This is a genomic window from Streptomyces flavotricini (genome assembly GCF_020639365.1).
Classification (GTDB): Bacteria; Actinomycetota; Actinomycetes; order Streptomycetales; family Streptomycetaceae; genus Streptomyces; species Streptomyces flavotricini.
This window is the reverse complement of sequence record NZ_JAINUL010000001.1, coordinates 2,070,385-2,096,001: the sequence shown is the minus strand read 5'-3', so window position 1 is coordinate 2,096,001 and position 25,617 is coordinate 2,070,385. Positions and strand designations below refer to the sequence as shown.

The following is a 25,617-nucleotide window of genomic DNA, read 5'->3' as shown; positions in this document are numbered from 1 at the left end:
CGGCCGGCGCCTTCAGAGCGCGGCCCGGTCCCGCCGTACGGCCGCCACGATGGGGGAGGTGCGGAACTCCCGGGCCAGCGCGGCCAGCGGCCGGGAGTCCAGCCGGTACGGCTCGGGCAGCCCCTGGTCGCCCTCGCCCTCGCCCTCGGCCGCCCGGTCGGCGGCCGCCGACGCCTCGGTGGCGGCCGCCTCCCGGCGCCGGCAGGCCGCGGCGAGCATGGCCGCGTCGGCCACGACCGAGGCCCGCGACGTGCACATGCCCTGGCCGAGGGCGGCCTCGTAGGCGGCGCCCCGCACGGCCGGGTCGAACCAGCCGGCCAGGGCCAGGATCCCGTCGTCGATCACCGATTCGCGGTGGATCAGCCGGATCCCTATCGGCGACCACCAGGTCAGCGGCACCGTCGTCACGCTCGACGCGGCGAAGCCGCGCAGCGCCTTCCACAGCGGGTGCAGCCGCCGGTACCGGCTGAAGTCCCGCCAGGCCGCCGAGCCGCCGACCAGCGGGACGATGAACCCCGAGCCCACCATCAGGGCCGCGGCGGAGGCGAACGGCGGGGCCACGTACGTGGACAGGCCGTCCCAGTCGCGGCCGGCCCAGCGGGCGCCCACCGCCGCCCACTTCGCGACCAGGTAGCCCAGGTCCAGCGCCCCGCCGAGCACGATCAGGGCCAGTCCGGTACGCAGCGGGCGCAGCGAGGGGCGCACGCGCAGCAGCCACTTCCAGCACAGCAGGGTCAGCGTCGAACTGCCCACCGTGTGCGCGAGGAGGTAGCAGACGATCATCTCCCGCAGCCAGGGCGTGTTGGCGTAGTACGTGTCCAGGTCGCGCAGCCGCTCCACGGGCGCGTCGCCGATCGCGAACAGGACGACGATGAACAGGGTGACGGCGCTGAAGACGGCCACCGTCAGCCGGGTGGCCCGCCGTACGACGGCGGGCGGGCCGCCGCCCCACTGCAGGACCAGGACGATGCACGACCCGGAGAACGCGGTCAGCGCGCTGTACACCAGCGGGGCCGAGAAGTTGACGATCCCGGTGAGCCGGTTGACCGCGGAGATCGTCGGCGGCGCCGCCAGGAACATGACGAGGCAGCCGACGACGAGCAGGGTGCACACGGCCCGCATGAGCGGCTGGTCCCAGCCCCGGCGCAGGGTCGGCGCCTTGATCAGCAGCGCCAGGATCATCACCGACCCCGGAACGTAGAGGATGAGACCGTCGTTCATCGCGCCTGACCGACGGGGCCCACGGGATCGACCGGCCCGGACCCCTGGTCGAGCCCCGCGACGGCCCGCTCGGCCGCCGTCAGCGGCGGCGCCTTCAGCGCACCCCGGTCCGAGGCGCGCAGCACGCGCCAGACCACCGAGGGGCGCAGCCAGTACGCGGGGGTGCTGCTCATGGTGATGACCTGGAGGAACGCGGCGGTGAGCGCCTCCCGCGTGGTGGCTCCGGTCATCAGCCGGTTGACGTACGCGTTGAGCAGACCGACACCGGCCCGCGGCTTCATGCCGGTCGCCCCCGGGTACAGGATGTCCTGTGAGGTGGCGAGCTCCCAGGCGGTGGACACCTGAGGGACGAGCGCGCGCTGCGCCTCGCGGCCGAGGGAGGGATGGGCGAGCCCCTGGGTGCGCAGCAGGGTCCGTACGGCCAGCAGCCCCTGTGCGGCGACGGTCATGCCCTGCCCGTACAGCGGGTTGAAGGTGGCGACGGAGTCGCCGACGGCGAAGAACCCGTCGGGCAGGTCCGCCTTCTCGAAGTAGACCCGGCGATTGGCGGTTCCCTGCGTGACGGCTATGTCGCTCAGGGGCTTCCTGCCGTCGAGGAGCTCGCCGACGATCGGGTCGCGCAGGCCCTTGGCGAACGGGATGAACCGCTCGGGGTCGCCGGTGGGCTGGCCGCCGCGGGTGCCGGACAGGGTGGCCTGCCACTGGCCGTTCTCGATGGGGACGATCGTCGCGGTCTGCCCGGGTACGTACACCCGCGGATCGGACTGCACGTTGACGATCGGGAAGCCCATCTCGTGCGCCCCGGCGGGGGCTTCGAAGATCCGGGTCGCGTACACCAGGCCTGAGTCGACCTGTGCCTGTCTGATCCCGCCGACCCCCAGTTCCTGCAGCCAGGCCCGGGCCCGCGAGCCGCGCCCGCTCGCGTCGACCACGAGGTCGGCGGTCACCAGCCGGTTCTGCTCCCCGGGGGTGTCGACGCGGACGCCGGTGACGCGGGCCGCCGTGCCCTCCAGGGCCCGCACGCGGCTCTGCTGGAGCGTGGTGACACCGCGCAGCCCCGTGACCCGGGCGCGGACCACCGCGTCGAGGAGGTCGCGGCTGCACGAGATGTTGAACTGCTTCTCCCCGCAGCGCGGGATCCAGCCCTGCGCCGTCATGGTGACGAGGTCGGTCGGCAGGCTGCGGCGGATCGCGCCGGCCGCCGTCCACGCGTCGGTGATGCCCGGGAGTATCTTCTCGATGGCGCGCGCCCCGCCCGACCACATGACGTGGACGTGCCGGGCCTGCGGGAGTCCGCGCCGCGGCGCCGGGCTGTCGGGCAGCGTGTCGGCGTCGATGATCGTGACCGTCGCGTGCTCGGCGAGCACGGCCGCCGCGAGCAGGCCGGCCATGCTGCCGCCGATGACGACGGCGTGGCGGGGCGGGGAGGACTGGGTCATCGTGGTGCTCTCTGTCGGGGCCGTGCGGGGGCAGCGGCGCGCGTGAGGTGCGTCGGGAGGGGAGGCGCCGGTCACCGGGGCGTCATCGGTACGCCGCGGAGGCGTGCACTCAACGGCCCCAGCCGAGCGAGGACTTGATGCGCTCGATCGCCTCGGGGAACCGCTCCTCGCGGGGCCCCGGCAAGTACGCCTTGAGGACCTGGCCGAGGTACAGGCCGAAGGTCTCGGCCCGGATCTCCGCCGGATCCTCCCGGTCGGCGCGAGCGGCCGCCTGCCGGACCACGCTGCCCAGTCCGGTCTCCGAGTGGAGCAGCTGCGCGAGGTCGCCCCGGTCTCCGGTGAGCCGGGCCGCCACGGCCATGCCCGGGCCGTGGCTGTCGCAGGTGCCCTCCTCCAGGTGCCATAACTCGTGGCAGGCGATCACGAGTTGGTGCTCGGGGCGGGTGCGTTCCTCGATGACGAGCAGGTCGCGCTCCTCCATCTCCAGCCACAGCCCGCTGGCCGTGTCGGGCGGGAACCCGGCGAACCGGAACTCCACGGGCCGGCCGCCGCGCCGGCGGCCGTACGCGGCGCACAGGCTTCCGATGATCTCGGCAGCGTCGGCCGGCTGCGCCAGGCGCGCTTCCGCCAGCAGCTCGCCGCCGAGTTTCCGCATGCTCCGTGTGGTCCTCATGGCGTTCCCCCATCGGCAGCCTTCCGGTCGTCCGGCACCGCCACGCGGCCCGCGCTCTCGCGTGTCAGCTGGCCCTCGCGGGCCAGCAGGTCGTCGAGGTGGTCGGCCAGCGACTTCCAGCCCGCCGGGGAGAGCCGCCCGGCACGCGTGACGATGCTCCGTACATCGTGCGCCCGCAGGACGGCCAGCATCGGGTTCTCCGTGCTCCGTTCGGCGGTTTCCAGCTCCTGCTCGATCCCGGCGAGGGCGGTGGCGAGCGCCTCGGTGTCATCGGCCAGCAGGAAGCCGCCGTCGACCCCGTAGAAGCGCTGGATCCCGGCGGCCGCCGCGAGGTTGGGCAGGCCGTCGCCGCGCGCGAGGCGGGTCAGCGACTGCCCCGACGCGCAGAAGGACTGGGCTATGGCGGCGAGGGAGTGGGCCTGGCCGTCCGGGCGCGGCCGGGTGCGCCGCAGGTGCTCGAACCGCCGGCGGACCTGCTCCTTGAGCGGGAGCCGGGGCGGCGCGCCGTCGAGGGTGAGCCGGATGTCCTGCGGGGACATGCCCGTCAGGTAGGAGAGGTGCCCGAGATCCGCCGAGGCGCCGGCGCCGGTGGTGGCGAGGGCGTGCTCCACCGCGCACTGGCTGTCGGCGAGGAGGAAGCCGGCGTAGACCCCGAAGAACCGCTGCACACCCGCCGCGTGGCCCAGCCGCGGCAGTCCGGTGCCCGCGTTGAGGGGGCCGAGGGAGGCGCCGGGCGCGTGGAAGTCCTCCGCGATGGCGGCCAGCGACCACTCCCGTCCGTGCTTGTCCCGGCGGGTGGCCCGCAGCCGCAGGAAGCGCCGGTGCACCCTCAGACACAGCGGTACTTCGGGCGCGGTCCCGGCCACCACCTGCGGGATGAGCGCGGGTTCGACCCCGCACAGGCGGCTCAGCCGCTCCGGGCACAGCACGTCGGCCGGGTCCCGCCCGCTCCGTTCGGCCAACGCCGTGACGCGCGCCCAGGCGGAGGCCAGGTCGGGTCGGTCGGCAGCTGGCACCGTGAGGTACTCCGTATGTCGAGAGGACGTTCGAGAGCTTCGGCTGGGTGCAGCGTAGCCCTCCGCCCCTCGGTGAAACAGGAGAATCCCAACGTTTCTTGCGATGTGAGTCAAAGAAGGTTGGCAAGCCCGCCCCCGCCCCGCGGGCATGACCCCGGAGGTAATCGACCCCGGTGCGGGCCCGGCGGCACAGTGGAGCCATCGGGCCCCGAGACCGCGCACTCGGCCTCGGGACCCGTCCCACCAGCGCGTTCGACCGCGGGGCCGTCACCGTGACCGCGACCGCGCGAGCGCCGCGACCCGTCATGGAGAGCGCAGGTACTTCGCCGTCGCCGCGTCGGCCGGGAGCAGCGTCTCGACGGCCAGTTCGGCGACCGTCACGTCCGTCGGGGTGTTGAACGTGGCGATCGAGGAAACGAAGGACAGCAGGTGCCCGTCGTGCTCGATCAGCAGCGGCAGCGCGATGTGCGGGACGGCCTCCTCGGCTCCGGCCCCCGCTTCCCCGGGCCGCCCGGTGACCGGATACCCGGACACCTCCTCGTACAGCGCGCGCAGCGGCGCCGAGCGGGACAGCGCGATCTGCCGCTCCATCTGGGCCAGCAGGTGCCCGCGCCACTCCCCGAGGTTGCGGATCCGCGGCGCCAGGCCCTGCGGGTGCAGGGTGATCCGCATGGCGTTCAGCGGCGGGACCAGCAGGTGTTCGGGCAGCCCGTCGAGCAGCATCGCGATGCCGCGGTTGGCGGCGACGACGTCGTACGTGGCGTCCACGACCAGGGCCGGGTACGGCTCGTAGCCGGTCAGCAGCCGCTCCAGGCCCTCGCGCAGCACCCCCAGGGACGGGTCGTCCAGCGGGGTCTGCGTGTAGTGCGGGGCGTAACCCGCCGCGAGGAGCAGCGTGTTGCGCTCGCGCACCGGCACGTCGAGGTGGTCCGCGAGCCGCAGGACCATCTCCTTGCTCGGCCGGGAGCGGCCGGTCTCGACGAAACTGATGTGCCGGGAAGAGGAGCCGGCGCGGCCCGCCAGCTCCAACTGGCTGATGCCGCGCCGCTCCCGCCAGGTGCGCAGCAGGGCTCCGACGGACGGGGTGGAGGTCATGCCCACGACGTTAACCGAGGGGCCGTGCGCGGCGGCTCGTCCACCCCCGGTCCAGTACTGCGGCGGACGGACCCGGAGGGCGTGGAAGCACCCGCACGCACCATGGCGCGGAACCTTCCCCGCGGCCCGCGCTGTGGGAACCTTGACCACACGTCAGAATTCCGGTCCGAACGGTGGAGGAGCATGCCGATGGCAGACGAGCCGCTTTCGCAGAAGGAGATCGAGGACCGCTTGCGGGAGCTTCCCGGCTGGGCCTTCGAGGACGACAGGATCATCCGCACCTACCGGCTGGGCACCCACTTCGCGGCGAGCGCGCTCGTCGCCCACATCGCCTCGGTCCAGCAGGAGTTGAACCACCACTCGGACCTGACCCTGGGCTACAACACGGTCCGGGTGTCCGTGAACACGCACAGCGCGGGCGACTCCGTCACCGGTGCCGACTTCGCGCTCGCCGAGCGCGTCGAGGCCCTCGCCCCCGCCCACGGCGCGAGCTGACAGGGGACGGCTGCTCAGACGGGCTCCAGTCGCCACCACTGGGCGGGGGAGTCGGTGTCCTCGTACTGGCGGACCCGGCCCTCCTCGTCCGCCTCCAGCGGCAGGCCGCTGATACAGGCGATCAGGGACACCACCCCGGGATCGTCGAGATGCTCCTCGACGATCCACTCCTGCGCCCCGAAGGCGTTCGCCCGCCACACCTGGACCCGGGTGCCGCTCTCCGCCGAGGCGTTCGCGACGTCCAGCCGCCGGTCGTTGTGGACGCTGACGACGTGCACGATCCCGCCGCCGCTGTGGACCGGCGAGATCCGCCACTGGCGGGCGGCCGGCGGGGCGGGCGGGCCGTCGGGGCCCACTCCCACCCGGGTGCTGCCCTCCAGCTGCAGCAGCAGGCCGCTGGCGGCGTTCCGGATCCGGTAGACCCCGTCGGGCGGGCTCATCCGCGGCTCAGATGTCGAAGACGGCCGGGTCCGGCCCGATCCGCCCGGCGGAGGGGCCCCGGCCCAGCGCGTCCAGCGCGGCGAGGTCGGCGGTGTCCAGCTCGAACCCGAACACGTCCAGGTTCTCCCGGATCCGCGACGGGGTCACCGACTTCGGGATCACGATGGTGCCGAGCTGCAGGTGCCAGCGCAGCACCACCTGGGCGGGGGTGCGCCCGTGCCGGGCGGCGACCTCGACGACCGCGGGGAGCGTCAGGAGCTCCTTGCCCTGGCCGAGCGGGGACCAGGCCTCGGTGGCGATGCCGAGCGTCGAGTGCACGGCGCGCAGCTCGGCCTGCGGGAAGAGCGGGTGCAGCTCGATCTGGTTCACGGCCGGGACCAGCGGGCTCTCGGCGCCGAGCCGCTCCAGGTCGGCGGGGCGGAAGTTGGACACGCCGACGGCGCGGGCGCGGCCGCTCTCCGCGATCTCCTCGAAGGTCTTCCAGATGGTGAGGAAGTCGTCGCGCATCGGGCGCGGCCAGTGGATCAGGTACAGGTCGAGGTGGTCGAGGCCCAGCTTGCCCAGGGAGGCGTCGAGCGCGCGCAGCACGTCGTCGCGCTCCCAGGTCCGGGAGCGGTCGTTCCACAGCTTGGTGGTGACGAACAGCTCCTCGCGCGGCACCCCGGACGCGGCGATCGCCCGGCCGGTGCCCGCCTCGTTGCGGTAGGCGGCCGCCGTGTCGATGCTCCGGTACCCCGCCTCCAGTGCGTCCCCGACCGCCCGCGCGGCCTCCGAGTCCGGGACCTGGAAGACGCCGTACCCCAGCTGGGGCATGAGCGTGCCGTTGTTGAGCCGGATGGCGGGGACGTCGTTCACGTCTGGCTGTTCCCTCGGTTCGACGGGCTGGGGCGTACGGCTGGGGCGCGCGGGCGTATCGGCATACGGGCGTATCGGCATACCGGTGTACGGGCGTACGGGCGTACGGGCGTACGGGCGTACGGGCGTACGAGGGGTGACGACCGGCCGCCCCGGCGAGTATTCCCGCCGGGGCGGTGCACCCGGACCGGACACACCGTCAGGACGCCCCCAGATAGGCCTCCCGGACGAGCGGATCGGCCCGGATCTCGGCGGGCGCGCCCTCGGCGAGGACCGTTCCGAGGTCCAGGACCACCACCCGCGTGCAGAGCTCCATGACGAAGGCCACGTCGTGCTCCACCAGCAGCACCGCGCACCCCTCCTCCTCGGCCAGCCGCCGGACGACCGCCGCGAGCTGTGCGCGCTCGGGCGCCGTCAGCCCGGACGCGGGCTCGTCCAGCAGCAGGACGCGCGGCGGATCGGCCACGGCGCGGGCCAGTTCGACCATCCGGGCCCGGCCGACCGGCAGCCCGGCCGCGGACGAGGCCCCGAGCGCGCCGATCCCGCAGGCGGCCAGCACCCGTTCGCCGCGCTCGCGCCGCTCCCGCTCCCGGCGGCGCCGCCCCGCCACCCCGAGGAGGTCCGCGGCCAGTCCGCCCCCGCCGCCGCGCCACTCCTGCGCGACCAGCAGGTTCTCGGCCACGCTGAGCTGCCCGAACAACTGCTGCCGCTGGAACGTCCGGCGCATCCCGTGCCGGGCCCGCCAGACCGGGGAGCGGCGGGTGATGTCCGCCCCGTCGAGCAGCATCCGCCCCCGGTCGGGCCGCCGGATCCCGGACAGGACGTCGAACAGGGTGGTCTTCCCGGCCCCGTTCGGCCCGATCAGCCCGCACACCTCCCCGGCCCGGACCCCGAGGTCCACCCCGGTCAGCGCCTTCACGCCGCCGAAGCGGACGCTGATGCCGCAGCCCTGCAGTACGTACGGCGCCGCCGTCATGTCGCCCTCCCCAGGTAGGCCGCGGCCAGCCGGTCGGCCTCCACCTCGGCGCGCGGCCCGCACCAGGTGACCCGGCCCCGGGAGAGGTACGCGACGGTGTCGGCGACCCCGAGGATCCCGGCGGCCTTCTCCTCCACCAGCAGCAGCGCGCTCCCGGCGTCCCGGAGTTCGGTGAGCAGCGCGTACACCTCCTCCACCACCCGCGGAGCCAGCCCCATCGACGGCTCGTCGGCGATCAGCACCTCGGGCGGGCGCTGCAGCAGCGGAGCGAGGGCCAGCATCTGCTGCTCCCCGCCGGACAGGGACCCGGCGGCCACCGCCCGCCGCTCGGCGAGCCGGGGGAAGCGGTCGTACACGGCGCCGCGGGCGTCCGCTCCGCGCAGGTACAGCGCGAGGTTCTCCTCGACGGTCAGGGCCGGGAAGATCCCCCGCCCCTCGGGGGCGAGCAGCACCCCGTCCCGGGAGCGCCGTACGGGCCCGTCCCGGGTCACGTCCCGCCCCCGCAGGAGCACCTGCCCGCTCCCGGCGGCCAGCGCCCCGGCGGCCACCCGGCAGACGGTGCTCTTCCCGGCCCCGTTCGGCCCGAGCACGACGAGGGCCTCTCCCCGTCCGACGGCGAGATCGACCCCGTTCAGGACGAGCCCCCCGTCGTACCCGGCGGTGACCCCGCGCAGCTCCAGGGCGGGCCCACCGCCGGCACCCGGCGCGCCGGGCTCCGCCGGCGTGCGCCGCCCCGGGGTGCGGGAAAGCCCCACAGGACCCGCACCCCCGCCGGAGGCCGAGGCCCCCGCACCGGAGGCAGCCGTACCGGAGGCAGCCGTACCCCCGCCGGAGGCCGAAGCACCCGCACCGGCGTCGGCTGTGCCACCCCCGCCGGAGGCCGCGGTCCGGCGCCTGGCCCGCCGCACCGCGACCGCGGCGCAGTACCCGTCCGGATCGTTGGCCAAGGCCAATCCCGCGAGGCCGAACAGGATCACCGGCAGGTGCGCGGACTGGGTCACGTAGTCCGCCAGGACCCGCGGGGCCACCGCGAAGACCACCCCCGCCACCACCGCGTACTGCGGCCGCCGGACCCCTGCGGCCACCACCACCGCCAGCCACACCAGCCCCGTCATGGCCGTGAAGTCCGTCGCCGTGATCCGGGTGTTGTACGAGGCGACCAGCACGCCCCCGAACCCCGCCAGCCCCGCCGACACCGTGAACAGGAGCAGCTTCGTCCGCAGGACGGACACCCCCGAGGCCATCGCCGCCGCGGGCGCCGACCGCACGGCCAGCATCGCCCGCCCCGAAGGCGAGTTCCGCAGCGCGCTCAGTCCCGCCGCGCACAGCGCGACGAGCACCACGAGCGCCACCCCCAGCGCCCGGTCGTCGCCGAGGTCCACCGGCCCGAACACGGGCCGCGGGATCGACCACCCCGAGTCCCCGTTCCGCAGCCACCGCATCTGGAAGAGCACCTGGTCCGCGAGGAACGCCAGCGCCAGCGTCGCGAGCGCCAGCGCCCGCCCGCCCAGCCGCAGCGCCGGCAGCGCCACCAGCGCCCCGAGCACGGCCGCCACGCACGTGCCCACCGCCAGCGCCGCCACGAACGGCCAGCCCCGGCTCATCAGCGGCCCGGCCACCAGCGCGGCCCCGGTCACGAACGTGCCCTGCGCCAGCGAGACCATCGCCCCGAGACCGGTCACCACCGTGAAGGACATGAACACCAGCCCGAGGGCCAGCCCTTGCGCGAGCAGCCCGCTCCAGAACGGCGTGGTCACGGTGTAGAAGGCCACGCCCAACAGCACGGCGGCCGCCGCCCACGGCCCCCACCGCCGGCCCCACGCGGGCCGCGCCCCATGGTCCACGGGAACCGCACCCGCACCCGCCTCCCCGTCCTGCGCCGCGGTCCCCGCGGTCCGTCCCCGCCGGGCCGGCAAGAGCAGCCCGGCGAACAGGATCAGGAACGGCACGGCCGTCCGGAACCCGGTGATCCCCTCGGCGAACGACGCGTACCCGGCCACCAGGTTCTGCAGCACCCCCAGCCCGAGGCCGCCCGCGAACGCGAGCGGCACGGACGCGAACCGCCCGATCACCGCCGCCGTGGCCGAGACGAACAGGAACAGGGTGAAGTCGTGCGCCGACAGCCCCAGCAGCGGCGTCGCCAGCACTCCCGCCAGTCCCGCCAGCCCCGACGAGATCATCCAGGCCACCGAAGACAGCCGGTCGGCGCTGATCCCGCGCAGCTCGGTCAGCGAGCGGTTGTCGACGGCCGCCCGCAGCCGCAGACCCAGCCGCGTGTGCCGCATCAGCACCCACAGGCCCACCGCCACCACCGCCGTCACCACCCAGGTGATCAGCTGGTCGGAGTCCACACCCACCCCGTCGAGCAGCTGCCAGCTCCGGGCCGGGCTCGGCCCCACCCCCGGAAGCCCGAACTGGTTCTCGGCGGGCTTCACCGGCGCGCCCGCGTCCCCGAGCAGCTCCACGGCCCACAGCCCGGCCGCCGGCAGGGCCACCAGCAGCCCGATCGTGGCCACGATCTGCGCCGTCTCGCCGACCCGCGCGAGCCGCCTGAACATCAGCCGGTCCAGCCCCCACCCGAGCCCGGGGGCCAGTACGCACACCACCAGCAGGGCTGCCGGGACGGCCGGCCAGCCCAGCCCGGAGTGCATCTCGTAGAAGGTCAGCGCGCACAGGTAGGCGGTGGCCCCGTGCGCGAAGTTGAACAGCCCGGACGCCGAGTAGGACAGCACCAGCCCGGTGGCCAGCAGTGCGTACAGGGCGCCGGAGACCAGACCGCTCAGCACGAAGACGAGCAGATCCCCCATGCCGCGTCCCCTACTTGAAGGGGATGGGCTGACGGCACGCGAAGGGGACGGAGACCTCGTACGCCCCGCCGCGCAGCTGGACGAGCGCCCCGCAGCCGAAGCTGTCCTTCTGTCCCTTGGGCTCCGCGCGGTCGCCGACGAGCGTGCCGGTGTCGGAGAAGCCCTGCGCGGCGGCCTGGAAGGACTCGACGGTCAGCTCCTTGCCCGCCTTCTGCGCGATGGAGACGAACAGGTCGGCCGACATGTACCCGGTGAGCGTGTGCATGCTCAGCGGGACGTCCTGCCCGCCGGCGGCCGCCTTCACGTCAGCCTTGAACCGGGCCATCTTCGGGTCCGCCGACTCGAACGGCTGGAACTGCAGCAGCACGTGCACCCCGTCGAGCGCCTGCTTGGTGGCGTCCTTGGTGAGCAGCCCCGGGTCGTAGTCGGTCGGGTCGGAGAGCAGCCCCTGGTAACCGCTGCGCTTGAGCGCCGTGAACAGGCCGATGTTGTTCGGGGTCTGCATGACCGAGACGACGGCGTCCGGGGCCTTGCCGTCGTCGCTCGCCAGGATGTCCTTCACGTACGCCGACCAGTCGCTCGGCACCGCCGTCGCGGGTACGGAGGCCTTGGCGTAGGCGACCTTGAACCCGGCGGCCGCGAAGCCCTGCTGGAAGGTGCGGATGCCGAACTTCCCGGCGTCGCTGTCGTTGGCGATCACCGCGACCGACTTGCCCCGCGCGCCGCCGAGGAGCTGGCCGATCCCCTCGGGCCAGGTCTGGTTGAGGGTGCCGCCGGGGGAGGGAACCAGGCAGCCGTTGAACCCGTAGACGTACTTGGGCCCGCAGAAGGAGGGCAGCGTGCCCCAGCCGAAGGTGGGGACCTTCTCCTGCTCCAGGAAGTCGGCGCCGGAGAAGGTGACCGAGCTCATCGGGGCGACGGCGAAGACCTTGTCCTGCTGGACGAGCTTGCGGGCGGCGGCCATGTTCTTGCCGGGGTCCTGCCCGTCGTCCTCCGCCCCCAGGTACTCGATCTTGCGCCCGTTGATCCCGCCCTCGGCGTTGGCCCTCAGGTACCGGGCCTTCGCTCCGAGGTCGGTGTCCTTCTTGCTGTACCCGCTGGCGGAGGTCATGGAGACGATCCCGCCGACCTTGATCGAGTCGGCGGTCACGCCGCGGGAGTTCCCGGCGGCCCCGGGCTTGCCGGGGGAGGAGCCGTCGGAGGCGGAGTTGCAGGCGGAGACGAGCGCGAGCGCCGCCGCCGCGGCGGCCAGGGTGCGGATCGGTCGCAGCATGAATGGGATCCCCTCCGGTCGGAATCCCCGCATTCTGTGGGTGACCTGACGAGGCGTCAATACGACCGACCAGGTGAAATGACGGGGCGTCAGATGCTGGTGGAGCGCCCCGTCAGGCCTGGTAGAGGGCCGCCACCTCCTGCGCGTACGCCTTCTCGATCGCCCGCCGCTTCAGCTTCAACGAGGGCGTCAGCAGGCCCCGTTCCTCCGTGAACTGCTCCGCCAGCACCCGGAACGTGCGGATCGCCTCGGCCTGCGAGACCAGCGTGTTCGCGGCCACCACCGCCCGGCGCACCTCCGCCGTCAGATCCGGGTCGTGGACCAGCTGCGCCGCCGGCAACTGCGGGCGTCCCCGCATCGACAGCCAGTGTGCGATCCCCTCCATGTCCAGGGTGAGCAGGGCGGCCACGTACGGCCGGTCGTTGCCCACCAGCACGCACTGCGCGACCAGCGGATGCGAACGCACCCGCTCCTCCAGGGCGGTCGGGGAGACGCTCTTGCCGTTGGAGGTCACCAGGATCTCCTTCTTGCGCCCGGTGATCGTGAGGTACCCGTCCTCGTCCAGCCGTCCCAGGTCCCCGGTCGCCAGCCAGCCGTCCCGCAGCACCGCCTCCGTGGAGCGCGGGTCGTTCAGGTACCCGGCGAAGACGTGGCTCCCGTACAGCCACACCTCCCCGTCCTCGGCGATGTGCACCGTGCTGCCCGGGATCGGCCGGCCGACCGTGCCGTACTTCGTCGCCCCCGGCGGATTCGCGGTGGCCGCAGCGCAGGACTCGGTCAGGCCGTAGCCCTCGAACACCGTGATCCCGGCCCCGTCGAAGAACAGCCCGAGGCGCCGCGACATCGCCGACCCGCCCGACATGGCGTGCCGCACCCGGCCGCCCATCGCCTCGCGGACCTTCCCGTACACCAGCTTCTCGAAGAGCTGGTGCTCCATGCGCAGACCCGCCGAGGGGCCCGGCCCGGTCCCGAACGCCTTCTGCTCGCGCGCCTCCGCGTACCGTACGGCCGTCTCCACCGCCCGGTCGAAGGCGCCCGTGCGCCCCTCCGCCTCCGCCTTGCGGCGGGCCGCCGCGAAGACCTTCTCGAAGACGTACGGGACCCCCAGCACGAACGTCGGCCGGAACGCGGCGAGGTCCGGCAGCAACTCGGCGGCCGCCAGCACCGGCTGGTGCCCCAGCTTCACCCGCGCCCGGACGGCCGCCACCTCCACCATCCGCCCGAAGACATGGGCGAGGGGCAGGAACAGCAGGGTGGAGGGCCGCTCCCCGGACCCCGCCTGGAAGACGGACTCCCAGCGGGCCACCATCGTGTCGGCCTCGTACATGAAATTGCCGTGCGTGAGCACGCAGCCCTTGGGCCGCCCGGTGGTCCCCGAGGTGTAGATGACGGTGGCCACGGCATCGGGCGTCACCGCCGCCCGGTGCCGGTGCACCAGGTCCTCGGACACCCCGCGGCCGTCCGCGACGAGCGCGTCCACGGCACCGGCGTCCAGCTGCCACAGCCGCCGCAGGTGCGGCAGCCGGTCGATGACCGACCCGACGGTCATGGCCTGGTCCTCGTCCTCGACGACGCAGGCGGTGCAGTCGGAGTCCTGGAGGATCCAGTGCACCTGCTCGACGGAGGAGCTCGGGTAGACGGGCACGGGCTGCGCGCCGATCGCCCACAGGGCGAAGTCGAACAGGGTCCACTCGTACCGGGTCCGGGACATGACGGCGACCCGCTCCCCGAACCGGACCCCCTGGGCCAGCAGCCCCTTCGCCAGGGCGAGCACCTCGGCGGCCAGTTCCCCGGAGGTCACGTCGCCCCAGACCCCGTCGACCTTGCGCCCGAGCACCACCCGGCCGGGATCCTCCTGGGCATGGTGGAACACGACGTCGGCGAGCCCGCCGACGGGCGCCGCAACAACGACTGGTGGGACGGTGATCTCGCGCATGCCCCGCTCCTCTCCGCGCAGCGCGGCGACGCTACCCCACACCTCACCAGGGTTGATCACCGAGCGAAGACCTCCACAAGACCTCCCCAGGGAGGTGTGCAGGCCCGGGGATAGGGACACTCCCCGTCCCACCACCCCGGAAACGCGGAACGCCGCCCCGATCCCGCGGCGGGCGGGACGGGACGGCGCTCGCACTCGGTGGTCCCCCTGGGGGGCGTCCGGCGGATCTTGTGACCGTTCGTGGGTCGGCTCGCTGCATGGTCACGGAGCGGGGAGGTCTCACGAATGAGGAGTGGGCCCGACCGAAGCGGCATCTGCCCGTGCGTTTCGGTCCCGTGATCAGCCGGGCACGCCCCAGGCCTCCCCGGCGAGGGGACGCCTTCACGTCTCGGCGCGGCAGAACTTACGGTTTGTGGGTTACCCAGAGCAGTTCCGCCGGCCAGCGGTGTGCCCAGTCGGGTGGGTCGGTTTCGTTGTAGCCGTTGGGTGTCCCGAGTTCGGGCCGCGGCTCGATGAGGTCGTCGATGATGAGACCCGCGCCGCGCAGGACCTTGACCCAGTCGCCGTAGGTGAGCTGATAGCTGGTCGCGCCGTGGTCTTCGGCGATGGTGTTCAGCCCGAAGTAGTCCTGCTGCAGCGTCGTGGTCACGCGGCCGGCGGCTTCGTCGTAGCATGCTTCGAACCATGGGCTGGCGACGTTGAACACCAGACGCCCACCTCGGCCCAAGACGCGTGCGGCTTGCGGGACGGCCAGGTGCGGGGGCGCCCAGCTGAGCCCACCGAAGTCGCAGAACACCAGGTCGAAGCTGTCGGCGGCGAAGGGGAGTTGTTCGGCGGCGCCCTGCACCAGCGCGTAGCGGGCCGATCCCATCGCGCGGGCCGCTGCGGCGAGTTGGGCTTCGGACAGGTCGAGCCCGACCACGGTGGCGCCCTCGGCGGCGAGCGCCCTGGACCACTGGCCGGCGCCGCAGCCGAGTTCGAGGACGCGCTTGCCGGTGACGTCGCCCAGGGCGTGCAGGTGGGCGTCGGGGATGGAGTACATGCCCCACAGCCGGGGTGTGGCGCCGATTCGCGGGTCGTGCTCGTGCTGGTAGGCGCTGCTGATCTGGTTCCAGAGCCGCCGGTTGGCGGGGATGCCGTCCACGTGCAGACTCCAGCACTGCCTGCCGGGGGCGGTCAACACGATGGGGGCACCGGACACTCCCTAGCCCCCCGGTACGAAGGAGTCCAGCGCCGCGTCGAAGTGGCTGCGCGCCTCCGCGAGCCGGCCGACGGGCGCGGACACCCAGACGTCGTACAGGCGCCCGTTCTCCTCCCAGCAGACGTCGAAGGTGTGCCGGGCCCCCTCGGCGGCGGTGAAGCCGTCCCAGGTGAACTCCCACAGGGCGGCGGGCAGTCCGTTGTGCGTGGTCGGTACGACCGTGCCGTCGCGGTAGCCGGGGTTGGTGGTCGGGCCGCTCGCGTGCGAGAGCCGCATGAGGGTGACCGGCCCCTCGGACGCCGCGGGCTTCGCCTTGACGCCGATCCGGAAGGCTCCGTCCGGGGACACGTAGAACACGCGCTGGTCGTCGGTGCTGCGCCGGAAGCCGTTCGGTACGGCGAGGCTGAAACCCTCGGCGTCGGACACCGATCGGTACCCGGCGGGTGCGGGCCTGGCCGCCGCGGCCGCGGGAGCGGACGCCGTACGGGCGGGCTTGGCGTCGGCGGGCGAGGGGGAAGGGGCGGTGGCCCGGCTCGAGACGGACGCGGTGGCGGGCGGCGCCTGTCGAGTGCCGTCCGCCGAGCCCTCCCCGAACTGGGCGGTGACGGCCACGGCCCCCGCGACCGCGACGGCGAACAGCGCGGCGATCAGCCCCGCCCGCAGAGCCGGCCGGGTCCGCCGTGCCGGGGCGGTGGACGGCTGCGCGACGTGCTCGGTCGGCGCGTAGCCGGCCGGGCCGCCGGGTCCGCCCGCGCTCCCGGGAGCGGCCCCGGTCGCGCTCGCGGGCGGCGGGGCGGTCTCCGGATCCGGCCCGGGAGCCCGGTCGGCCAGGGCGGGGACCGTACCGGTGCTCACGTACGCCGACAGCAGCCGCTCGGCCTCCGCGGCTTCCATCTGCCGCTCGGGCAGACGCTCCAGCAGGCCGCGGATGACCGGGGCCAGCGGCCCCGCCTGCGCCGGCGGGCGGATCTCGGCGAAGACGACGGCGTGCAGGACACCGCCGAGCGAATCGCGGTGGAACGGGGACTTCCCGGTGAGCGCCGCGCACAGCAGGACCCCCAGCGACCACAGGTCGGATCCGGGTCCGGCGGCGCCGCCCTGCATGCGCTCGGGCGAGGTGTACTCGGGCGAGCCGACGAAGGCGCCGGTCTCGCTGATGGTGGTGGACCCGGCGAGGCTCGCGATGCCGAAGTCGGTGAGCACCACCCGCCCGGTGCCCGCCTCCAGGAGCACGTTGGCCGGTTTGACGTCCCGGTGCAGCACCCCGCGGGCGTGCGCCGCGCGCAGGGCGCCGAGCAGGGCCAGCCCCATCCGCGCGGTCTCGGCGGGGCCCAACGGTCCCTCGGCGCCGAGCCGGTCGGCCAGCGAGCCGCCCTCGACGAGTTCCATGACGATGTGGGGGTGCCCGTCGTGCTCCACGACGTCGTGCACCACCACCACGTGCGGATGCCTGACCTGTGCGACGGTCCGGGCCTCCCGCAGGGCGCCCCTGGTCTCCGTGCCCCCGTCGACGTGGAGTTCCTTGACGGCGACGGGACGCCCGAGGAGCTCGTCGGAGGCCTGCCAGACGGTCCCCATGCCGCCTCGGCCCAACCGCTTCTCCAGGCGGTACCGTCCGGCGATCACGATGCTGCTGCCCGGCCCGTCGTGCGACACGTTGTTTCCCCTCCGACCCCGTGCGCCCATGATGCCGCACCGTCGGATCGGCCCCTGCGAACAGGAGCCGGAAACGCAAAAGAACCCCACCGGAGTGGGGTTCCTGCTGGTGTCCGAGGGGGGACTTGAACCCCCACGCCCGATAAAGGGCACTAGCACCTCAAGCTAGCGCGTCTGCCATTCCGCCACCCGGACCAGGTGGTCGGCCCCGGTTTCCCGCGGCGACAAGGACAACAATAGCAAAGGATCGGAGTGCCTCCGACCAGGTATTCGGGCCGGGCCGCTCGCTGACCTGCGGGCATGCACCCGAAGGGTCGGCGGGACTGCGCGTCTCGCGGCTCAGCGGGCCGGTTCGGCGCGCTCGGCCCTCAGCCAGTCGTCGTTGTCCTGCCAGGCGTAGAGGGTGGTGCCGTCCATGTAGGCGTAGTAGAGGCCGCAGCGGGCGGTGGCCTTCCCCCGGGCGTCCTTCGGGAACCAGTCCTCCTTGAGGGCGGCCTCCTGAGCCTTCGGCCGCGGATCGGTCGTGCACGGGGCCGGGAGCCGGTCGTCCGGCAGGGTCGCCTTCAGCAGGCGGTCGCCGCCGGTCGTCCGCATCGAGTACCGCACCGACTCCGCCTCGTCCGCCAGCCAGCGCGGCACCGAGGCCCGCGCCGACTTCGCCTCCGCCCCCGTCGCGTACGCGTTCGTCTCCTGGTGGCGGTTCCCGTACCAGTCGGCCGCGGCCGGGAGGGCGACCACGATCGCGAGGCCCACGGCGGAGACGACTGCGGCGGTGATCAGGATGACGGACCTGCGGATCATGGGGCTTTCGCTTCCCTCGGCGACTGGCTTGCGGCGCTCCTCATCCTCCGCCCGCGCCCGGGGGCGGCGCGTCCTTCCACCGGGCGGGATCCGCGTACATCTCAGGTCGTACGGGTCCGAAGCGTGCCCGGATGCCGATACGCGCTGGACACCACGGGCGCCGAGGCGATCGGATGAGCGCCGCACGTCGGCATCCAGGGGGGCACGAATGGAAACACCGCACCGCGTCAGCACGTTGGAGCTCTTCTTCGACCTCGTCTTCGTCTTCACCATCACCCAGCTGACGGTGCTGCTGGCGGACGACATCAGCTTCCGGGGCGCGGGCCAGGTGCTGGTGATCTTCACCGTGCTGTTCTGGATGTACGGGGGCTACGCGCACCTGACCAACCAGGTGCCGCCCGACCGCACCGCGCGCAGGGTCCTGCTGATCCTGGCCATGGGGGCGTTCCTGGTGTGCGCGCTGGCGGTGCCGACCGCCTTCGGGGCCGGCGGGGTCGCCTTCGGGCTGGGGTACGTGTTCGTCGTCCTCGTGCACAGCGCCCTGTACACGCAGGCCCACGGCTCCGGAGTGCTCTGGTTCGCCCTGCCGAACCTGCTGTGCGCGCTGTCGGTGCTGGCGGCCGGGTTCTTCGACGGGCCGCCCGCCTGGGGGCTGTGGATGCTCGCCCTGCTGATCCAGTTCGTCGTACCGCAGCTGGTGCAGAGAGTGGCGGCGAGCGGGGCGGAGCCCGCCGAGGCCGCGTCCGCGGTGACCACGGTCAGTGACCAGCTCGGCGGCATGAGCGCGGAGCACCTCGTGGAGCGGCACGGACTGCTGCTGATCATCGTCTTCGGCGAGTCCGTGATCGCGATCGGCATCGGGACCGGCTCGCTGCCCCTGTCCGCGGGGATCGCCGCGGGGGCCTTCCTCGCGCTCGCCATCGCGTCGGCGCTGTGGTGGATGTACTTCGTCCGTGACGAGGGCCGGGCCGAGGAGGTCTTCGCCGAGACGGCCCCGGAGAAGCGTTTCAAGCTGGCGATGCTCGCCTACTACTACGCGTTCCTGCCCATGCTGCTCGGGATCGCCGCCTTCGCGGCCGGCGTCAAGAAGACCATCGGGCACCTGGGCGAGCACCTGCACACCGGCCCCGCGCTCGCCCTCGCCGGCGGGGTCGCCGTCTACCTGGCCGGGGACCTGGCCTTCCGGGGGGTGCTCGGGATCGGCCCGGCCCGCTTCCGGGCGGCGGCGATGGTGCTCGCCCTGGCCACGGTCCCGCTCGGCGCGGCCACCGCCGGGCTGTGGCAGTTGCTCGCGCTGGTCGTCGTACTGCTGGCCGCGCTGGGGGCCGAGGCCCGCCGGGCCCCGGCCGCCCGGGCGGAACGCGGGCAAACGGCTACGGGCAGTGGATGACCTGGCCCGCGTACGAGAGGTTGCCGCCGAAGCCGAACAGGAGGACCGGGGCGCCGGTCGGGATCTCGCCGCGCTGGACCAGCTTCGAGAGCGCCATCGGGATGCTCGCGGCCGAGGTGTTGCCGGAGTCCACGACGTCGCGGGCGACGACCGCGTTCACGGCGCCGATCTTCGCGGCGAGCGGCTCGATGATCCGCAGGTTCGCCTGGTGCAGGACGACGGCGGCCAGGTCCTCGGGAGCGATCCCGGCCTTCTCGCACACCTTGCGGGCGAGCGCCGGGAGCCGGCTGGTGGTCCAGCGGTAGACGGCCTGGCCCTCCTGGGCGAAGACCGGCGGGGAGCCCTCGATCCGGACCGCGTGGCCCATCTCCGGGACCGAACCCCACAGGACCGGGCCGATGCCGGGCTCCTCACAGGCCTCGACCACGGCCGCGCCCGCGCCGTCACCGGTCAGCACGCAGGTGGTCCGGTCGGTCCAGTCGGTGATCTCGGTCATCTTGTCGGCGCCGATGACCAGGGCGCGGGTGGCCGAGCCGGCCCGGATCGCGTGGTCGGCGGTGGCCAGGGCGTGGGTGAAGCCCGAGCAGACGACGTTGAGGTCCATGACGGCCGGGCTGCCGCCCATGCCCAGCTTGGCGGCGACCCGGGCGGCCATGTTGGGCGAACGGTCGATCGCGGTGGAGGTGGCCACCAGGACGAGGTCGATGTCGTCGGGGGTCAGCCCGGCGCCGGCCAGGGCCTTGCCCGCGGCGTGGAAGGCCAGCTCGTCCACCGGTTCGTCGGGGCCCGCCATGTGCCGGGTCTTGATGCCGACCCGGGAGCGGATCCACTCGTCGTTGGTGTCGACCATCGCCGCGAGGTCCTCGTTGGTGATCACTTTCGCGGGCTGGTAGTGCCCTAGCGCCACCACGCGTGAACCGGTCATGGGCGGGGTCCCCCTTAGTGGGAAGTCAGGATCACCCAGCTTGACCTGCTACTGGTGGGTACAGGTGCACGTGACCCAACAGGATTACCGCCCCTGAATTTGGAGATTCCGGAGGATCTTCCTGCCGGGAGCGCCGTGCGACGGCGATCCGCGAGAATGGGCCCGTCAGCTGCACGACGGAGTGCGCGACGAGGACGGACAGAACGGGCGGGCTGATCACCATGGGACGGGTCACCGAGCGCCGTCGTGTCATCCGGGTGCGGAACGGAGTGGCCGGGGTGCGCCCGGACACGCTGGTCGCCGAGGAGCCGCTGGAGATACGGCTCAACGGCAAGCCCCTGGCCATCACGATGCGCACCCCCGGCGACGATTTCGCGCTGGCCGTGGGCTTTCTGGTGAGCGAGGGCGTACTGGGCTCCGCGTCGGACGTGCGGGCCGTGACCTACTGCGAGGGGGCGGCGGAGGACGGCTCGAACACCTACAACGTGGTCAACGTGCAGCTCGCACCCGGGGTTCCGGTGCCGGACATCACGCTCGAACGCAACGTCTACACCACCTCCTCCTGCGGCCTGTGCGGCAAGGCCAGCCTGGACGCGGTGCGCACGACGACGCGCTTCCCGCTCCGGGAGGGCGGGGCCGCCGACGGGGTGCGGATCCCCGCCCGGCTCCTCGGCGAGCTGCCGGACCGGCTCCGCGAGGCGCAGAAGGTGTTCGACCGCACCGGCGGGCTGCACGCGGCCGGGCTGTTCTCGCCGGAGGGCGAGCTGCTGGACGTACGGGAGGACGTCGGCCGGCACAACGCCGTCGACAAGATCGTCGGCCGGGCGTTCCAGGCCGGCCTGCTCCCGCTGGGGGGCGCGGTCCTGCTGGTGTCGGGCCGGGCCTCGTTCGAGCTCGCGCAGAAGGCGGTGATGGCGGGCGTACCGGTCCTGGCCGCCGTCTCGGCCCCGTCCTCGCTGGCAGTGGACCTGGCCCTGGAGTCGGGCCTGACCCTGGTCGGCTTCCTGCGCGGGCCGGACATGAACATCTACGCGGGCGAGGAGCGGATCACCTGGTGAGTGCCGGGCTCCGTCAGGACCCGCCCGGCCCGCTCCCGCCCGGCCCGCCCGGGCGGTAGCGGGCCGGGCGCGCGCTGTTCGCCCGCCGCGCGGTGACCTCAGCGCCCCCGGCGGCTGCGTCGTCTCGCGTTGGCCGCCGGCGTCGGCTCCGGCTTGGGAGGGTCGATCCGGTGGAGGTCCAGGGTCGCCGGGATCGGCGTGATGCCCGGTCCGCCCGATTCCGCCCACGCGATGACCTCGTCGGTCGCGGTGTCGTCCAGCGCCCAGCCGAACCAGGCGGCGCGGGCGCCCCGGCGGCGCGCCTCGGTGGTGGGCTGGACCACGATCACGTTGGCCTGCGCGCACGGCCCGAGGCAGTCGCTCGTACGGACGGCCAGCCGGCCCTCCGAGGCCGCGGCGGCCTCGCGCAGCCGGGCCAGCTGGCCGGCGTGGTCCGAGCCGGGGTTCTTGCGGGGGTCCCCGCAGCAGCAGCCGCGGCAGACCACCAGGGTGCAGGGGCGTTCGGCGTGGGCGGCGAGCGGGCGTATCCAGGTCACCGCCGCACGTTACCGGGCCCGCGTTGCCGGGTGTTGGAGCGCCGGCGAGACCTCCGCCACACGCCCGGCGGGCAGTTCGGGGCCCGCCGCGGGCTCCGGGTCCCGGGCGCGGCGGCGCGCCAGCACCGCGCACACCATCAGCTGCATCTGGTGGAACAGCATCAGCGGTAGCACCGCGAGGCCCGCCTGGGCGCCGAACAGCACGCTGGCCATGGGGAGTCCGGCCGCGAGGCTCTTCTTCGACCCCGCGAACTGGATCGCGATCCGGTCCGCCCGGCCGAACCCGAGCCGCTTCGCCCCGTGCCAGCTCACCAGCAGCATGACGGCGAGCAGTACGCCCTCCACCGCCATCAGCGCGCCCAGGCGGGCGGCGCTGACCTGGTGCCAGACCCCGGCGGCCATGCCCGCGCTGAAGGCGGCGTACACGACGAGCAGGATCGAGCCGCGGTCGACGTAGCCGAGGACCTTCTTGCGCCGGACCAGGAGACCGCCCACCCGGGGGCGCAGGGCCTGGCCCAGCAGGAAGGGCAGCAGGAGCTGGAGGACGATCTTGAGGAGGGAGTCGAGGGAGAACCCGCCCCCGTTGCCGCCGAGCAGGCCGGCGGCGAGGAGGGGGGTGAGGACGATGCCGGCGAGGCTGGAGAAGGAGCCCGCGCAGATCGCGGCGGGGACGTTGCCGCGGGCGATCGAGGTGAAGGCGATCGAGGACTGGATCGTCGAGGGGACCAGGCACAGGAAGAGCAGACCGCCGTACAGCTGCGGGGTGAGCAGGGTGGGGACCAGGCCCCGGGCGGCCAGGCCGAGCACCGGGAAGAGAACGAACGTGCAGGCCAGCACGGTGAGGTGGAGCCGCCAGTGGCGCAGGCCGTCCAGGGCCTCGCGGGTGGAGAGCCGGGCGCCGTAGAGGAAGAAGAGCAGGGCCACGGCCCCGGTGGCGACGCCCTGCGCGACGGTGGCGGCCCAGCCGCGGGCCGGCAGCAGGGCGGCCAGGCCGACGGTGCCGAGGAGGGTCAGGATCCACGGGTCCAGGGGCAGCCGGGCGAGTAGGTGCGGGCGGCGCATGTACGGGACTCTCCGGTCGGTGGCTCGGCGGGACCCCCTCATCGTCACGGGTGGCCCGGTGATCGGGAAACCCGTACACCGCACTGACTGTCATCTCACTTCGTGATGACGGTGCACCATGGATCCATGGGAGCCATGTACGACCCGGTCCAGCTGCGCACCTTCCTCACGGTGGCGCAGACGCTCAGCTTCACGCAGGCCGCGGGCAGGCTGGGCGTGCGGCAGTCCACGGTCAGCCAGCACGTACGGCGGCTGGAGGAGGCGACGGGCCGGCCGCTCTTCCTGCGGGACACGCACAGCGTGGAGCTGACGGAGGCCGGCGAGGCGCTGCTCGGCTTCGCCCGGACCATCCTGGAGGCGCACGAGCGGGCGGCGGCCCATTTCACCGGGACGCGGCTGCGGGGGCGGCTGCGGTTCGGTGCCTCGGAGGACTTCGTGCTGACCCGGCTGCCCGAGATCCTGGAGGGCTTCCGGCACGAGCACCCGGAGGTGGACCTGGAGCTGTCGGTCGAGCTGTCCGGGACCCTGCACGAACGGCTCGACGCGGGGCGGCTCGACCTCGTCCTGGCGAAGCGGCGCGGGCCGGGGGACGAGCGGGGCCGGCTGGTGTGGCGGGACCGGATGGTGTGGATCGGGGCGGAGGGGCTGCGAGTGGACCCGGAGCGACCGGTTCCGCTGATTGTCTTCCCGCCGCCCGGGATCACCCGGGCCCGGGCTCTGGAGGTGCTGGAGCGGGACGGGCGGGGCTGGCGGATCGCCTGTACGAGCGGCAGCCTGAGCGGGCTGGTCGCGGCGGCCCGGGCCGGGCTGGGGGTCATGGCCCACACGCGGGGCCTGATCCCGCCGGGGCTGGTACGGGTGGCGGGGCTGCCGGACCTCGGGCCGGTGGAGTTCGCGCTGCTGCGGGGCGGGCGGAGCTCGCCGGAGGCGGAGGCACTGGCCTCCGCGATCCTCTCCGGCGCAGACCGCCTCACCCGCCCCGCCTGACCGCCGCCCGGCGGTCAGGGGAGCCGCTCGGGTGCTCGGGTGCTCAGGTGCTCAGGACCACCAGGCCTTTTGCCGTGGGCAGGGTGCCCGGGGTGAGGGGGGCGAAGGTGACGGGGAGGGACAGGCGCGGCTGGTCGGAATCGGGCAGGGGGTCGAAGAAGTACGCCGCCTCCGATGCCGTGTCGCTGACCAGATGGGGGTCGGCCGGCGAAGCCGTCGAGCGGGTCAGCGGGGTACGGAACAGCATGCGCAGGTGGCGCAGGGTCTCCGGAGTGACTCCGGGGACCGGACGCGCCGCGGGCACGGCGTCCGCGGAGTTCGGGGCGTCCCGGGCGCCTTGGGCGTCGGGGGAGTTCGGGGCGTCGGGGGAGTTCGGGGCGTCCGGCGGGATCGCCCCCGACAGCAGCAGCGCCAAGAGGACGGGGACGGCCTTGCGCCGCAGGGCCTCCGTCGCCTCGTGCAGCCGGTGGGCATGCCTCGAGGGCAGTGACAGCGCGAGGCTCCCGGCGGCGTCGCCGGCCGCGATCGGGACCGCCGAGCAGACCACGCCGGGGGAGTACTCGCGCAGGTCGAAGACCGGCGCCCCCGGAGCGACCGCGTCGAGGGCGCTGAACAGGACCCGGCTGTCGGTGATCGTCCGCGGGGTCAGCCGGGCCGGCCGGTACCGGGCGACGTGGTCGCGCCGCCGGTCGGCATCGAGCTGGGTCAGCAGGCACTTGCCCACGGCGCTGGCGTGCGCGGCGGCCTTGAAGTCCACCCACTCCCGCACCGGCGGCGCCCCCGGCCCGTCGGCCGTCTGCGTGATCCGGACCTCCCCTTCGGCATACCGGCTCAGGTACACCGCGGCGCCCGCGCTGTCCCGGGCCAGGGCCAGCGTGCGCTGGAGCTGGCCCGGGAGCCCTCCGGCGCCGGGTGCGGCGAGCCGGTCGAGGGCGGGCCCGCGCGCGAAGACCCCGGCGCCCGGCCGGTACGCGTACTCCTCCTCGCAGAGCATCGCCAGCAGCGGCCGCAGCTCCGCCTCGGCCAGACCGGACTCCCGCCGCAGCTGGGCGGCCCGGACCCCCAGCGGATGCCTCTCGAGAACCCGTACGACGGCCAGCGCGCGCCGGGCCTGCGCCATGGCCTCGCTCGTCCCCGGGGAACGGGCCGGCCGCCCGGACGCCGGAGCCGTGCGCCGGCGCGGCACGGACCCCTCCGGCTCCGCCGCCACCGGGGGCGTCGGCCGGAACGCGGCCAGCACCGAGGGCAGTCCGGGCCTGGGCAGCGGCACCGGGCCCAGATCGGGATCGTCGAGCTGGTCGACGTAGCGCAGCACGGTCGCCTGTGCGCAGAGCCGCACCTCGCGCAGGTCCCGCCGGCCGTTCGGCCGGTAGCCGCGCCGGCCCAGCTCGCGCGCCCAGAACCGGGCGTCGTGGTGCTCCCCGCGCCGGGAGTGGTCGAGGAAGAGGCAGTACGCGGCCGAAGCGGTTCGCGCCCGGCCGGAACCGGCGGCGAACTGCCACCAGAAGCGGGCCCCCTCGCGCAGCCCGGCCAGGTGCAGCAGGCAGCCGAAGACCACGGCTCCGGCCAGATCGGTGTGCCCGCTCCCGACGAAGGCCGCGAGCTGCGCCTCCGCCTTGGTACCGCACACGGTGGCCAGACAGACGGCCTTGAGGTCGCGCCGGGCCCGTTCGGAGTCGAGCGGGCAGTCCCGCGCGGGATCGCTCCACCCGTACGCGGCCCGGCGGCGCGGCGGCGCCGCGGTGGCCCGCCCCCGGGAGGCGCGCAGCAGCCG

At 73.9% G+C, this 25,617-nt stretch carries 21 protein-coding genes, 1 tRNA gene and 1 pseudogene; 4 read left to right on the top strand and 19 right to left on the bottom strand.

Translation table 11 applies throughout. From position 1 onward, the window contains the following. Positions 1-12: 12 nt before the first annotated feature. From K7B10_RS09635 to K7B10_RS09615, 5 genes are all read right to left on the bottom strand, one after another. Complete coding sequence (locus K7B10_RS09635) at positions 13-1,221, bottom strand: MAB_1171c family putative transporter (RefSeq protein WP_229335667.1); 1,209 nt, start codon at positions 1,219-1,221, stop codon at positions 13-15. Then, complete coding sequence (locus K7B10_RS09630; protein WP_229335666.1) at positions 1,218-2,660, bottom strand: NAD(P)/FAD-dependent oxidoreductase; 1,443 nt, start codon at positions 2,658-2,660, stop codon at positions 1,218-1,220. The genes K7B10_RS09635 and K7B10_RS09630 overlap by 4 nt, the downstream gene beginning before the upstream one ends. A 109-nt stretch (positions 2,661-2,769) precedes the next feature. Beyond that, on the bottom strand, positions 2,770-3,333 hold the full coding sequence (locus tag K7B10_RS09625) for a toxin-antitoxin system, toxin component (protein ID WP_229335664.1): 564 nt from the start codon (positions 3,331-3,333) through the stop codon (positions 2,770-2,772). Beyond that, the gene (locus K7B10_RS09620; protein WP_229335663.1) at positions 3,330-4,349 is read right to left on the bottom strand and encodes a hypothetical protein; all 1,020 of its coding nucleotides are present in this window, start codon (positions 4,347-4,349) and stop codon (positions 3,330-3,332) included. Before K7B10_RS09620 ends, K7B10_RS09625 begins: the two co-directional genes overlap by 4 nt. A gap of 303 nt (positions 4,350-4,652) precedes the next feature. After that, positions 4,653-5,444 (bottom strand): helix-turn-helix domain-containing protein, encoded by a 792-nt coding sequence (locus K7B10_RS09615; protein WP_229335662.1) that lies wholly within the window; start codon positions 5,442-5,444, stop codon positions 4,653-4,655. Positions 5,445-5,633: 189 nt separating this feature from the next. Here K7B10_RS09615 and K7B10_RS09610 point away from each other — a divergent pair, with 189 nt between their 5' ends. Further along, a complete protein-coding gene (locus tag K7B10_RS09610) occupies positions 5,634-5,939 on the top strand; it encodes a 4a-hydroxytetrahydrobiopterin dehydratase (RefSeq protein ID WP_229335661.1) in 306 nt (101 codons plus the stop codon). A gap of 14 nt (positions 5,940-5,953) precedes the next feature. Here the strand turns inward: K7B10_RS09610 and K7B10_RS09605 are convergent, their stop codons facing one another. The 10 genes from K7B10_RS09605 to K7B10_RS09560 all read right to left on the bottom strand — a co-directional run bounded on the left by K7B10_RS09605 (position 5,954) and on the right by K7B10_RS09560 (position 17,885). Beyond that, the gene (locus K7B10_RS09605) at positions 5,954-6,379 is read right to left on the bottom strand and encodes an RICIN domain-containing protein (protein ID WP_229335660.1); all 426 of its coding nucleotides are present in this window, start codon (positions 6,377-6,379) and stop codon (positions 5,954-5,956) included. 7 nt (positions 6,380-6,386) lie between these two features. Beyond that, a complete protein-coding gene (locus K7B10_RS09600; protein ID WP_229335659.1) occupies positions 6,387-7,235 on the bottom strand; it encodes an aldo/keto reductase in 849 nt (282 codons plus the stop codon). A 199-nt stretch (positions 7,236-7,434) separates the two neighbouring features. Then, a complete protein-coding gene (locus tag K7B10_RS09595; RefSeq protein ID WP_229335658.1) occupies positions 7,435-8,211 on the bottom strand; it encodes an ABC transporter ATP-binding protein in 777 nt (258 codons plus the stop codon). Next, a complete protein-coding gene (locus K7B10_RS09590) occupies positions 8,208-11,018 on the bottom strand; it encodes an ABC transporter permease subunit (protein ID WP_229335657.1) in 2,811 nt (936 codons plus the stop codon). Before K7B10_RS09590 ends, K7B10_RS09595 begins: the two co-directional genes overlap by 4 nt. 10 nt (positions 11,019-11,028) lie before the next feature. Continuing rightward, positions 11,029-12,291, bottom strand: a complete 1,263-nt coding sequence (locus tag K7B10_RS09585) for an ABC transporter substrate-binding protein (protein WP_229335655.1) — start codon at positions 12,289-12,291, stop codon at positions 11,029-11,031. 112 nt (positions 12,292-12,403) lie between these two features. Beyond that, the gene (locus tag K7B10_RS09580; RefSeq protein WP_229335653.1) at positions 12,404-14,227 is read right to left on the bottom strand and encodes an AMP-dependent synthetase/ligase; all 1,824 of its coding nucleotides are present in this window, start codon (positions 14,225-14,227) and stop codon (positions 12,404-12,406) included. A gap of 403 nt (positions 14,228-14,630) precedes the next feature. After that, complete coding sequence (locus tag K7B10_RS09575) at positions 14,631-15,371, bottom strand: class I SAM-dependent methyltransferase (RefSeq protein WP_229335651.1); 741 nt, start codon at positions 15,369-15,371, stop codon at positions 14,631-14,633. 60 nt (positions 15,372-15,431) lie between these two features. Beyond that, entirely contained in the window at positions 15,432-17,114 is a 1,683-nt protein-coding gene (locus tag K7B10_RS09570) for a serine/threonine-protein kinase (protein WP_372481394.1), read from the bottom strand. Positions 17,115-17,191: 77 nt separating this feature from the next. Next, positions 17,192-17,279 (bottom strand) — tRNA-Leu (locus K7B10_RS09565). A gap of 144 nt (positions 17,280-17,423) precedes the next feature. Continuing rightward, positions 17,424-17,885: a hypothetical protein gene (locus tag K7B10_RS09560; RefSeq protein ID WP_229335649.1), complete on the bottom strand. Its 462-nt coding sequence runs from the start codon at positions 17,883-17,885 to the stop codon at positions 17,424-17,426. Between the two features lie 208 nt (positions 17,886-18,093). Here K7B10_RS09560 and K7B10_RS09555 point away from each other — a divergent pair, with 208 nt between their 5' ends. Beyond that, positions 18,094-19,275 (top strand): low temperature requirement protein A, encoded by a 1,182-nt coding sequence (locus K7B10_RS09555; RefSeq protein ID WP_229335648.1) that lies wholly within the window; start codon positions 18,094-18,096, stop codon positions 19,273-19,275. Here K7B10_RS09555 and K7B10_RS09550 read toward each other — a convergent pair. Beyond that, positions 19,259-20,200, bottom strand: coding sequence for a beta-ketoacyl-ACP synthase III (locus tag K7B10_RS09550; protein ID WP_229335645.1), 942 nt, complete (start codon positions 20,198-20,200; stop codon positions 19,259-19,261). The two genes, K7B10_RS09555 and K7B10_RS09550, sit on opposite strands and share 17 nt — an antisense overlap. Positions 20,201-20,421: 221 nt before the next feature. Between K7B10_RS09550 and fdhD the strand changes: the two genes are divergently transcribed. Beyond that, positions 20,422-21,258, top strand: coding sequence for a formate dehydrogenase accessory sulfurtransferase FdhD (fdhD, locus tag K7B10_RS09545; protein WP_229335644.1), 837 nt, complete (start codon positions 20,422-20,424; stop codon positions 21,256-21,258). Positions 21,259-21,356: 98 nt separating this feature from the next. Here the strand turns inward: fdhD and K7B10_RS09540 are convergent, their stop codons facing one another. Continuing rightward, the gene (locus tag K7B10_RS09540) at positions 21,357-21,794 is read right to left on the bottom strand and encodes a (2Fe-2S) ferredoxin domain-containing protein (RefSeq protein ID WP_229335642.1); all 438 of its coding nucleotides are present in this window, start codon (positions 21,792-21,794) and stop codon (positions 21,357-21,359) included. A gap of 9 nt (positions 21,795-21,803) precedes the next feature. Continuing rightward, positions 21,804-22,856 (bottom strand): bile acid:sodium symporter family protein, encoded by a 1,053-nt coding sequence (locus tag K7B10_RS09535; protein WP_229335641.1) that lies wholly within the window; start codon positions 22,854-22,856, stop codon positions 21,804-21,806. A gap of 135 nt (positions 22,857-22,991) precedes the next feature. Here K7B10_RS09535 and K7B10_RS09530 point away from each other — a divergent pair, with 135 nt between their 5' ends. Then, on the top strand, positions 22,992-23,843 hold the full coding sequence (locus K7B10_RS09530; protein WP_229344893.1) for a LysR substrate-binding domain-containing protein: 852 nt from the start codon (positions 22,992-22,994) through the stop codon (positions 23,841-23,843). Positions 23,844-24,243: 400 nt separating this feature from the next. On the opposite strand, the pseudogene K7B10_RS09525 reads toward K7B10_RS09530, so the two are convergent. Then, positions 24,244-24,963: pseudogene (locus K7B10_RS09525) on the bottom strand (IclR family transcriptional regulator domain-containing protein); the annotation flags it as partial. Between the last annotated feature and the right edge of the window lie 654 nt (positions 24,964-25,617).

Bases quoted from the DNA above. Each gene is read 5' to 3' on its own strand.
- K7B10_RS09625 (WP_229335664.1), bottom strand. From the start codon at position 3,333: ATGAGGACCACACGGAGCATGCGGAAACTCGGCGGCGAGCTGCTGGCG.
- K7B10_RS09630 (WP_229335666.1), bottom strand. From the start codon at position 2,660: ATGACCCAGTCCTCCCCGCCCCGCCACGCCGTCGTCATCGGCGGCAGC.
- K7B10_RS09560 (WP_229335649.1), bottom strand. From the start codon at position 17,885: ATGATCCGCAGGTCCGTCATCCTGATCACCGCCGCAGTCGTCTCCGCC.
- K7B10_RS09595 (WP_229335658.1), bottom strand. From the start codon at position 8,211: ATGACGGCGGCGCCGTACGTACTGCAGGGCTGCGGCATCAGCGTCCGC.
- K7B10_RS09530 (WP_229344893.1), top strand. From the start codon at position 22,992: ATGTACGACCCGGTCCAGCTGCGCACCTTCCTCACGGTGGCGCAGACG.
- K7B10_RS09535 (WP_229335641.1), bottom strand. From the start codon at position 22,856: ATGCGCCGCCCGCACCTACTCGCCCGGCTGCCCCTGGACCCGTGGATC.
- K7B10_RS09550 (WP_229335645.1), bottom strand. From the start codon at position 20,200: ATGACCGGTTCACGCGTGGTGGCGCTAGGGCACTACCAGCCCGCGAAA.
- K7B10_RS09590 (WP_229335657.1), bottom strand. From the start codon at position 11,018: ATGGGGGATCTGCTCGTCTTCGTGCTGAGCGGTCTGGTCTCCGGCGCC.
- K7B10_RS09605 (WP_229335660.1), bottom strand. From the start codon at position 6,379: ATGAGCCCGCCCGACGGGGTCTACCGGATCCGGAACGCCGCCAGCGGC.
- K7B10_RS09555 (WP_229335648.1), top strand. From the start codon at position 18,094: ATGGAAACACCGCACCGCGTCAGCACGTTGGAGCTCTTCTTCGACCTC.
- K7B10_RS09580 (WP_229335653.1), bottom strand. From the start codon at position 14,227: ATGCGCGAGATCACCGTCCCACCAGTCGTTGTTGCGGCGCCCGTCGGC.
- K7B10_RS09585 (WP_229335655.1), bottom strand. From the start codon at position 12,291: ATGCTGCGACCGATCCGCACCCTGGCCGCCGCGGCGGCGGCGCTCGCG.
- K7B10_RS09635 (WP_229335667.1), bottom strand. From the start codon at position 1,221: ATGAACGACGGTCTCATCCTCTACGTTCCGGGGTCGGTGATGATCCTG.
- K7B10_RS09615 (WP_229335662.1), bottom strand. From the start codon at position 5,444: ATGACCTCCACCCCGTCCGTCGGAGCCCTGCTGCGCACCTGGCGGGAG.
- fdhD (WP_229335644.1), top strand. From the start codon at position 20,422: ATGGGACGGGTCACCGAGCGCCGTCGTGTCATCCGGGTGCGGAACGGA.
- K7B10_RS09570 (WP_372481394.1), bottom strand. From the start codon at position 17,114: ATGGGCGCACGGGGTCGGAGGGGAAACAACGTGTCGCACGACGGGCCG.
- K7B10_RS09610 (WP_229335661.1), top strand. From the start codon at position 5,634: ATGGCAGACGAGCCGCTTTCGCAGAAGGAGATCGAGGACCGCTTGCGG.